The organism is Streptomyces sp. SID1328, from assembly GCF_009865595.1.
GTDB classification, from domain to species: Bacteria; Actinomycetota; Actinomycetes; order Streptomycetales; family Streptomycetaceae; genus Streptomyces; species Streptomyces griseoluteus.
The window spans coordinates 1-8958 of the sequence record NZ_WWKH01000708.1 but is presented as its reverse complement, the minus strand read 5'-3'; the positions used below and the strand labels follow the sequence as shown (position 1 = coordinate 8958).

The 8958-nt window shown below is 71.2% G+C and carries 12 protein-coding genes; 2 read left to right on the top strand and 10 right to left on the bottom strand.

Features of this window, described 5'->3' with window-relative positions:
* The 3 genes from GT030_RS22790 to GT030_RS22780 form a co-directional block, all read right to left on the bottom strand.
* Positions 1 to 1295, bottom strand: a 1295-nt coding sequence (locus GT030_RS22790; RefSeq protein WP_161202681.1) for an AAA family ATPase, incomplete at its 3' end; no start/stop codon positions are given.
* A 221-nt stretch (positions 1296 to 1516) separates the two neighbouring features.
* Entirely contained in the window at positions 1517 to 1720 is a 204-nt protein-coding gene (locus GT030_RS22785) for a hypothetical protein (RefSeq protein ID WP_030808525.1), read from the bottom strand.
* Between the two features lie 380 nt (positions 1721 to 2100).
* Positions 2101 to 2382: an acylphosphatase gene (locus GT030_RS22780; protein ID WP_161202680.1), complete on the bottom strand. Its 282-nt coding sequence runs from the start codon at positions 2380 to 2382 to the stop codon at positions 2101 to 2103.
* Positions 2383 to 2561: 179 nt separating this feature from the next.
* Here GT030_RS22780 and GT030_RS22775 point away from each other — a divergent pair, with 179 nt between their 5' ends.
* Positions 2562 to 3602 carry a CAP domain-containing protein gene (locus tag GT030_RS22775; RefSeq protein ID WP_161202679.1) on the top strand — a complete coding sequence of 347 codons (1041 nt, stop codon included), beginning with the start codon at positions 2562 to 2564 and terminating at the stop codon, positions 3600 to 3602.
* A gap of 74 nt (positions 3603 to 3676) precedes the next feature.
* The gene (locus tag GT030_RS22770; RefSeq protein WP_135789982.1) at positions 3677 to 4078 is read left to right on the top strand and encodes a helix-turn-helix domain-containing protein; all 402 of its coding nucleotides are present in this window, start codon (positions 3677 to 3679) and stop codon (positions 4076 to 4078) included.
* Here the strand turns inward: GT030_RS22770 and mutM are convergent.
* The 7 genes from mutM to GT030_RS22735 form a co-directional block, all read right to left on the bottom strand.
* Complete coding sequence (gene mutM, locus GT030_RS22765) at positions 4051 to 4911, bottom strand: bifunctional DNA-formamidopyrimidine glycosylase/DNA-(apurinic or apyrimidinic site) lyase (RefSeq protein WP_135789981.1); 861 nt, start codon at positions 4909 to 4911, stop codon at positions 4051 to 4053. The genes GT030_RS22770 and mutM overlap by 28 nt on opposite strands.
* Positions 4912 to 4993: 82 nt before the next feature.
* Positions 4994 to 5842: a ribonuclease III gene (rnc, locus tag GT030_RS22760; RefSeq protein ID WP_346009718.1), complete on the bottom strand. Its 849-nt coding sequence runs from the start codon at positions 5840 to 5842 to the stop codon at positions 4994 to 4996.
* Positions 5843 to 5849: 7 nt separating this feature from the next.
* Positions 5850 to 6023 carry a 50S ribosomal protein L32 gene (gene rpmF, locus GT030_RS22755; RefSeq protein ID WP_003951102.1) on the bottom strand — a complete coding sequence of 58 codons (174 nt, stop codon included), beginning with the start codon at positions 6021 to 6023 and terminating at the stop codon, positions 5850 to 5852.
* Between the two features lie 2 nt (positions 6024 to 6025).
* Positions 6026 to 6679 carry a DUF177 domain-containing protein gene (locus GT030_RS22750; protein WP_086695411.1) on the bottom strand — a complete coding sequence of 218 codons (654 nt, stop codon included), beginning with the start codon at positions 6677 to 6679 and terminating at the stop codon, positions 6026 to 6028.
* Positions 6680 to 6812: 133 nt separating this feature from the next.
* Positions 6813 to 7901 carry a cell division initiation protein gene (locus tag GT030_RS22745; RefSeq protein ID WP_161202682.1) on the bottom strand — a complete coding sequence of 363 codons (1089 nt, stop codon included), beginning with the start codon at positions 7899 to 7901 and terminating at the stop codon, positions 6813 to 6815.
* Between the two features lie 118 nt (positions 7902 to 8019).
* Complete coding sequence (coaD, locus tag GT030_RS22740; RefSeq protein ID WP_030808495.1) at positions 8020 to 8499, bottom strand: pantetheine-phosphate adenylyltransferase; 480 nt, start codon at positions 8497 to 8499, stop codon at positions 8020 to 8022.
* Between the two features lie 26 nt (positions 8500 to 8525).
* On the bottom strand, positions 8526 to 8958 hold a 433-nt coding region (locus tag GT030_RS22735; RefSeq protein WP_161202677.1), incomplete at its 5' end, for an RsmD family RNA methyltransferase.

Here is an 8958-nt window from a genome sequence, read left to right as displayed (position 1 = left end):
TACTCCTCCTGGGCGTGGGCCGCGCGTTCCCGGGCCTCGTCGCGGCCGGCGGCGAGACGGTCGATCTCGGCCTGGGCGGAGGCGGCACGGGAGCGGGCGGCGCCGGCCTGGCCGGACAGCCGGGCGAGGCCCTCGCGACGGTCGGCGATGGCCCGCGCGACGTCCTTCAGGCGCCGTTCCTCGGCGGTGAGCGCGCGTTCGAGTTCCGCGCGGTGGGCCACGGTGTCGTCGAGGGCGTGCCGGGCCGCCTCCAGCGCCGCTTCCAGCTCGGCCTCCTGCTCGCGGACGCGCGCGGCCTCGCGCTCCAGGTCCTCGGGCTCGCGGCCGCGCCGTTCCTCTGGAGGCGCGGAGGTGGCACTGCGGACGCGGGCCTCGGCGAGCGAGACGGTGCCGCGTACCCGCTCGGCCAGCTGGGACAGCTCGTAGAAGGTCTGCTGGGCGCGCTGGAGGCGGGGGGCGAGCCGGCGCACCTCGTCCTCGAGGTGGGCCTCGCGCTGGAGAGCCTGGCGCAGTTCCCGCTCGGCCCTGTCCTTGCGTTCCTTCAGCGCGGCCTCGTCGGCGATCTCGGCGCCGAGCGCCTGGCGGAGCCGTACGAGGTCGTCGGCGAGGAGGCGGAGACGGGCGTCGCGCAGGTCGGCCTGGATGACGGCGGCGCGGCGGGCGACGGCGGCCTGGCGGCCGAGCGGCTTGAGCTGGCGCCGCAGTTCGTCGGTGAGGTCCTGCACGCGCGCGAGGTTGGCCTTCATCGCGTCCAGCTTCCGCAGCGCCTTCTCCTTGCGCTTGCGGTGCTTGAGGACGCCCGCGGCCTCCTCGATGAAGGCGCGCCGGCCCATGGGGTCGGCGTGCAGTACGGAGTCGAGCTGGCCCTGGCCGACGATGACGTGCATCTCGCGGCCGATGCCGGAGTCGGAGAGGAGTTCCTGGATGTCCAGCAGACGGCAGGTGTCGCCGTTGATCTGGTACTCGCTGCCGCCGTTGCGGAACATCGTCCGCGTGATGGTGACCTCGGCGTACTCGATGGGCAGCGCGCGGTCGGAGTTGTCGATGGTGAGGGACACCTCGGCGCGGCCCAGCGGCGGACGGCCGGTGGTGCCGGCGAAGATGACGTCCTCCATCTTCCCGCCGCGCAGCGACTTCGCGCCCTGCTCGCCCATGACCCAGCTCAGCGCGTCCACGACGTTGGACTTGCCCGAGCCGTTCGGCCCGACGACGCACGTGATGCCCGGCTCGAAGCGGAGCGTGGTCGCGGAGGCGAACGACTTGAAGCCGCGGAGGGTCAGGGCCTTGAGATGCACGCATCCGGACTTTACCGGGCAGGCGGTATCTCACTCCATGAACACTCGCAACCCCACGGTTTCGCCCAAGTGCACGAAGGGCACACCATTTGTTGAAGAGCCTGAAAGGATGCGCGGGGGAAAGAACTGAGGGACGCCGAAGCGTCCCTATGGACTCGGACAGGCGGGCCTCGCCGTCCGGGTCTGGTTGGAGCGACTGCTGTCGTGGAGCGATGCAGTGATCAGGTGAGCGCAGGCTCCGCCTGGTGTGCGTCGATGCTCTCCATGATCCTGTCCTGAGAAGCGGCAGCCGTCAGTGCGTCGTTCTCCGACTGGATCCGAGTCAGCTCGGATTCCAGATCCTGTACGCGCTGCTGGAGCCGTCGCATCTCGGCGAGGAGTCGCGGGTCGGAGCCGCCGACGTAACCGAGAAGCGCCTTTGCCATGATGGATGGTCCTCCACACTGAGTGACCGACCGAAGCGGTTGGGTCGTGAGGGATTCGCACCCGGCATGCCTGGCACACGCTGGTGTTGCACTGCCGTTCGTCATGCCAAACAGCCAAGATGCGCGGGGCTTTCAGCGTCTCACCAAAAAGTTTGACGGTCAACACGATCACACCCCGTATTGGGGGGCGAACCCGTGGCGCGCGGCCGGTGGACGGCGGCGCTGCTGCTTGTACGGGGCCCTCGGGGCGTGACGATCAGGTGTACCTCGGGAGCCTGCCACGTGGAGCCGTTCTTGGCAACCACCAGCCTTTTTTCGCTCCGGGGACCCCCGCGCGGCCCCCAGCGGAGAGGGTCCGAAGGGGTGTCGGGGGTGCCGGGTCAGCGAATGGCGAAACCGTCGTATCCGCCGCGGGGTGTGTCCCAGATCTCGGTGACCCCGTCGACCCGTCCGGGCGTGTCGGCGCCCTGGAGCCAGTCGAGCAGCCCCTGGCAGCCGTCGCGGGGCCCCTCGGCGACCACTTGGACCCGTCCGTCGGCCAGATTGAGAGCAAAACCACTCAGCCCGCCGATCTCCAGCGCCGCGGCACGCGTGAACCAGCGGAAACCCACTCCCTGGACCTGTCCGCGCACCCAGGCCACCAGCCGTACTTCCTCACTCATGGCTGCAACCTAACCGCCCGATGTCCCGCGAGGCACACCCTGCCCCAGTGGCATGCGGTACCGTCCCGGTCCAATGACTCTCATCTGAAACTCACTCGAACGAGTGAGTTGGATCGGCCGGGGGGAATCCGCCGCGACCCGGCGTCGGCCGACCGCGAGAACGAGGAATGGGGCAGGGCATGGGACGCCATCGACGATCCGGTACCGGGACCACGGGGCCGGAGTCGTACGAAGCCAGGGGCACCGCGTCGTACCAGCGGCCGCAGGCGTACGCGGCGACCGCAGCCCGCAGCACGGACTATCTGTACGCCACCGATGACGAGCGCCGGGCCCTGGAGGCCGACTTCGCCGCGACGGTCGGCTCGAAGCAGCGCGGCCACCGGCGCGCCAGGAAGGCCGCCACCCCGGTGCGTACGGGCCTGCTGGGCGTCTCCGCCGCCGTCGCCCTCGGCACGGCGGCCGTCGCCACCGGCGCGGTGCCCGGTCTGCAGAACTACCGGCTCGGCGGCGGCACCAGCAGCGGTCCAGGCGAGACCGTGCAGGCGGTGGGCGCCCCCGGCAACGCGGCCAGCGAGCAGGGCGGTGCCTCCGGCAGTGCGGACACCCCGAGCACCCCCGGCTCCCCCTCCACCGGCGGCCGGCAGAGCACCACCCCGGCGTCCCCGGCCCCGTCCGCCCCGGCGTCGGCCCCCACCTCGCAGGCCCCGGCGCCCGCCAAGCCGGCCCCGTCCAAGCCGGCCGCCGACCCCAAGCCCGACCCGAAGCCGAGCGAGTCGCAGACCAAGGCGCCGGCCCCCGAGCCGAAGGCTCCCGAGGCCTCCGCGCCGGTCACCGTGTCCGCGCAGGCGGCAGCCGAGGCGGAGGTGCTGCGGCTGGTCAACGCCGAACGGGCGAAGGTCGGTTGCACCCCGGTCGCGGCCAACTCGGCGCTCACCGGGCTCGCCGAGGCGTTCAGCGGCGACATGGCCGCCCGCGACTTCTTCGACCACACCGACCCCGACGGCGCCACCCCCTGGGACCGCGCCGCGAAGGCCGGCATAACGGGCCTCGGCGGCGAGAACATAGCCCGCGGCCAGTCCGACGCCGCGGCCGTCATGGACGCCTGGATGAAGAGCCCCGGCCACCGCGCCAACATCCTCAACTGCGACTTCAAGACCCTCGGCGTGGGCGTCCACCTGGCCCCGGGCGGCCCTTGGTGGACGCAGGACTTCGGCTACTGACCCCGCATCCCCGCCCACTAACCCCCGGTTAGTGCAACCTGGCGGTTAGCGCACCCCTCGCCTACCCTGACGGTATGAGCGGGAGCATTCAGGAGTCGGCGGGCGTGGAGTGTGGCTTCGACGTGTTCGCCAGGGCCTGTCCGTCGCGGGGGACGCTGGAGCACGTCACCGGACGCTGGGGCGGGCTGGCGCTGGGGGCGCTGTACGAGGGGTCCCTGCGGTTCAATGAACTGCGGCGGCGGGTGGACGGGGTCAGCGAGAAGATGCTGTCCCAGACGCTCCAGGCGCTGGAGCGGGACGGGCTGGTGCACCGGGAGGCGCAGCCGGTCAACCCGCCCCGCGTGGACTACGAACTCACCGACCTCGGCCGCCGGGTCGCCGAGCGGCTGCTCGCGCTCATCCACTGCGTGGAGGGCGCCATGGACGAGGTCCTCGCCGCCCGCGCCCGTTACGACGAGACGCGCGGCGCCCGCTGACACTTCGGGCAGAAGTAGCTGGACCGGTTCATCCACGGGCGCCGCAGCATCGGCGTACCGCAGCGGCGGCAGGGCAGGCCCTCGCGGCCGTAGGCGTCCAGTGAGCGGTCGAAGTAGCCGGACTCGCCGTTGACGTTGACGTACAGGCTGTCGAAGCTGGTGCCGCCGACTTCGAGGGCCGCGTTCATCACGTCCCGTACGTGGCCGAGGAGTTCGGCGGTGACCGGTCGGGTGAAGGTGGCCGTGGGGCGCTCGTAGTGCAGGCGGGAGCGCCACAGCGCCTCGTCCGCGTAGATGTTGCCGACGCCGCTGATCAGCGACTGGTCCAGCAGGGCCCGCTTGATCGTGGTGCGCTTGCGCCGCAGGGCCTGGTGGAACACCTCGTCGTCGAAGACCGGGTCCAGCGGATCGCGGGCGATGTGCGCGATCACGTCGGGCAGGCCCTCGGCGGTGTTGTCGTGCAGCGAGAGCCCGCCGAAGGTGCGCTGGTCCACGAAGCGCAGCTCGGTGTCCAGCTCGTCGGCGAACCGGACCCGTACCCGCAGGTGCTTCTCGTCCGGCGCCGTGTGCGGCTGCACCAGCAGCTGCCCGCTCATCCCGAGGTGGGCGAGGACGGACTGCCCGGTGTCCGCGAGCGGCAGCCACAGGTACTTGCCGCGCCGGCTGGGCGTCCCGAAGCGGTGCCCCTTCAGCCGGTGCGCGAAGTCGTCGGCCCCCGCCAGGTGCCGCCGCACCGCACGCGGATGCAGCACCTCGGCCTCGGCGACGGTACGCCCGCCGACCCACCGCTCCAGCCCCCGCCGGACAACCTCGACCTCGGGCAACTCGGGCATCGACAACCCCCTGTGGGAACCGTTGGGAAGAACCGAGCGCCCGCCCCCGACGGACGGGGGCGGGCGCTCGGGATGTGCTCGGTCAGGCGGTGGCGGACGACGGTTCGTCGTCCGGGGCGGCCTCGGCCTCGACGGCCTTCGCCGCCTTGGCGCGCTCGTCCGCGGCGGCCTTGATGGCCCGCCAGGCGGACTCGGCGGCCTGCTGCTCCGCCTCCTTCTTGCTGCGGCCGGTGCCGGTGCCGTACGAGACGCCCCCGACGCGGGCAGCAGCAGTGAAGGTCTTCTCGTGGTCCGGGCCGGTCTCCGTGACCAGGTACTCGGGCACGCCGAGCCCCTCGATCGCGGTGAGCTCCTGGAGACTGGTCTTCCAGTCCAGGCCGGCTCCGAGGTTCGAGGACTTCTCGATCAGCGGGTCGAAGAGCCGGTGGACCAGCTCGGACGCCGCCTCGAGGCCCTGGTCGAGATAGACCGCGCCGATCACCGCTTCCAGGGTGTCGGCGAGGATGGACGCCTTGTCCCGGCCGCCCGTGCCCTCTTCACCACGGCCGAGCCGGATGAAGGAACCCAGGTCGAGGCCACGGCCGACCTCCGCCAGCGCACGCGAGTTGACCACCGCGGCCCGCAGCTTGGCCAGCTGGCCTTCGGGCAGGTCGGGGTGGATGCGGTACAGCGTGTCCGTGACGACGAGACCGAGCACGGAGTCCCCGAGGAACTCCAGCCGCTCGTTCGTCGGCAGGCCGCCGTTCTCGTACGCGTAGGAACGGTGGGTCAGCGCACGCACCAGAAGGGCGGACTCGACGTGGTAGCCGAGCCGCCCTTCCAGAAGCGTGTGGGACGAGGCCATGTTCTCCGCCTTGCCGTTCCCGCGTCGGCGGGAAGCGTTGGCTTCGGCGTCTTCCACCTTCTTGACAGTGGACACAGTGCCTCTCACCGGCCGCTCAGACCTCGAGGACCTGGCGCTTGTTGTAGGTGCCGCAAGACGGGCACGCGATGTGCTGCTGCTTGGGCTCGTGGCAGCGCTCGCACGCAACCAGGGTGGGGACCGCAGCCTTCCACTGCGACCGGCGGTGGCGCGTGTTGCTGCGCGACATCTTCCGCTTCGGAACAGCCACGGCTACTTCTCCTGCTTCTCGTCGGCACGTGCTGATCGAGGCACGTCGCCGCTCATCTCGTCCTTCTCGCCGTCCGACATGGTGTCGGCGAGTCCCTGCAATGCCGCCCAACGGATGTCGACGGCGTCGTGGTGGTGGTCCGGGTCGTCCGTGAGCCGCGCTCCGCATTCGGAACACAGACCCTGACAGTCGTCCTGGCACACCGGCTGCATCGGCAGTGCGAGCACCACCGCATCCCGCAGCAGAGGCTCGAGGTCGATCAAGCCGTCCTCGATGTACTGCCTGTCCTCGTCGTCCTCGGCGTCGTCGCCCGGTTCCGCGATCACGCGGCCACGGTCGTCGGCGTCAGGGTACGAGAACATTTCCTGGAAGTCCGCTTCGAGCTCCAGCCCGACCGGCTCCAGACACCTTACGCACTCCCCCTTGGCCGATGCACGGGCGGTGCCTGTGACAAGCACCCCTTCCATGACCGACTCCAGACGGAGGTCCAGCTCGAGCGGGGCGCCTTCCGGCACTCCGACGACGCCCTCGATACCGAGGTCCCGGGGGGCGTCGACCTCGCGGGTCAGGCGCTGCATCGCACCAGGCCGCCGGCCCAGCTCGTGGGTGTCGATCACGAGGGGGTTGCGGTGGTCGAGGCGTGCGTTGGAAGCCATTCCTGCTTTCGGTCCGGGCTAGGAGGGACGCGGCCCGACGGTGTTCCGGGCAGCGCGGATCGCGGGGATACACGCGACCGAACAGCCAGGATACTGGACCTTTCGCTCAGGGCCCAATCGGGTCCCCGGGCGACTACAGCCCGCGGCCCTGTTCGTACGCGCGGAGCTGCTCCGCGCTGATCATGCCGGTGTCGAACAGGCTGGTCTCGTCCAGCGCGTAGTCCTGCCGGCCCTGCTCCTGCTGCTGGTTCGGGTCGTACGGCGCCTGCTGGGCGTCGTAGCCGTGGAAGGCGCCCTCGGCCTGCGGGGCGTAGCCGTTGGGGGCCGCGTACGGGTCCTGCTGGTAGCCGTACGCCTCCTGGGGGGCGTAGCCGGGCTGTGCGGGGTAGGCCGCCGGGTAGGCGTCGGGCTGCTGGTAGCCGTACGTCTCCTGCGGCTCGTACACCGGCTCCTGGGCCGGCACCGGGGCCGCCGGGACGCGCTGGGCCGGGGCGGACGGGGCGTCGGCGAGGGCGGCGAGGTCGGCCAGGTAGTCGGCGTCGCTGGAGTGCTGGAAGGTCGTGGTGTCGTCCGCGAGCGCGCCCAGGTCGTCGGTGGCGATCCGGCCGTGCAGCTTCTGCCGGCCGCGGTGGACGGCCTCCAGGGTCTTGGCGAGCACGGCCTCGAAGGCGCCGAGCTTGACGTCGACGTAGGCGTCCGCGTCGTGGCGCAGGGTCTCCGGGTCCTGGCTGCGCTCGGGGGCGTCCTCGTCCTCGTAGCCGTGCTCGTCCAGGCCGGGGCCGGTGCCGAGCAGCTTCTCCCGGCCGCGGCCGACCGAGCCGAGGGTCTTGGTGAGGACGACCTCGAAGTTGGCGAGCTTGGAGTCGACGTAGTCGTCGGCGTCCGCGCGGACCTGGTCGGCCTCGGCGCGGGCCTCGGCCAGGATGCGGTCGGCCTCGGCCTGGGAGTGGCGGGCGACCTCGGTGCCGGCGATCAGGCTGCCGCGCTCGGCGCGCGCGGACTCGATGATCCGCTCGGCCTCCTGGCGGGCCTGCTCGACCATCTGCTCGCGGCCCCCGATCAGCTCCTGGGCCTGCTCGAGGGAGCCGGGCAGGGCCTGGCGGACCTCCTCGAGCAGCGCCAGCAGTTCCGCGCGGTTGACCACGCAGGAGGCCGACATGGGCATCGACCGGGCACCGGAGACCGCCGAGACGATCTCGTCGAGCTTCTTCTGGACGTCCACCTGGCTCGCCACTCTCTACTGCTGTGTTGGAGACGGACGGGACGACTGTACGGCCATGGGGCGGCCGTCCGACAGCGGGTGACGTGTTGTCACCTCGCCCGGTCGCCTCCCCGGGGCGTCAGTCCTTCCGGAGCCGGTCGCCGAGCGCCGCGAGCACCTGCGGGGGCACCAGGTGGGAGACGTCGCCGCCCCAGGCCGCGACCTCCTTGACCAGCGAGGAGGAGAGGAAGCTGTAGGTGGGGTTGGTGGGCACGAACAGCGTCTCGACACCGGTGAGGCCGTTGTTCATCTGGGCCATCTGGAGCTCGTAGTCGAAGTCGCTCACCGCGCGCAGGCCCTTGACGATGGCGGGGATGTCGCGGTCCTTGCAGAAGTCGACGAGGAGGCCGTGGTGGGCCTCGACGCGGACGTTGGCGTACTCGGCGGTGACCTCGCGGATCAGGCCGATCCGCTCGTCGACGTCGAACAGGCCCTTCTTGGAGGTGTTGATCATCACCGCGACGAACACCTCGTCGTACAGGCGGGAGGCGCGGGCGATGATGTCGAGATGTCCGTTGGTGATCGGGTCGAACGATCCGGGACAGACGGCGCGGCGCACGGGAGATCCCTCGCTCTCGGGTCCGGTCATCGTGCGTCTTCGCACGGTGAGGCGGCGCGACCGTACCAAAACGTTCCCTCGCCGTAGCGACGGGACCGGATCGGCTCGAACCCCTCCGGCCAGTGGAATTCGCCCCCTCTGGTGCTGCGCTCCACGGTGACGAGGGCTTCGGCGGTCAGCCACCCCCCGGAGCGGAGTGTGAGGAGGATCTCGCGGAGATCGTCGTCCGACACGGCGTACGGGGGGTCGAGGAAGACCAGGTCGTAGGGCGCGGCGGGGGGTGCGGTACGGATGACTTGTTCCGCTTTGCCCGCCCTTACTTCGGCACCGGGGAGGCCCAGGGCGCGGACGTTGTCGCGGATGGTTCTCGCGGCGCGGGCGTCGGCCTCTACCAGGAGGGCGTGCGCCGCGCCGCGGCTCAGCGCCTCCAGGCCGACCGCGCCGGAGCCGGCGTAGAGG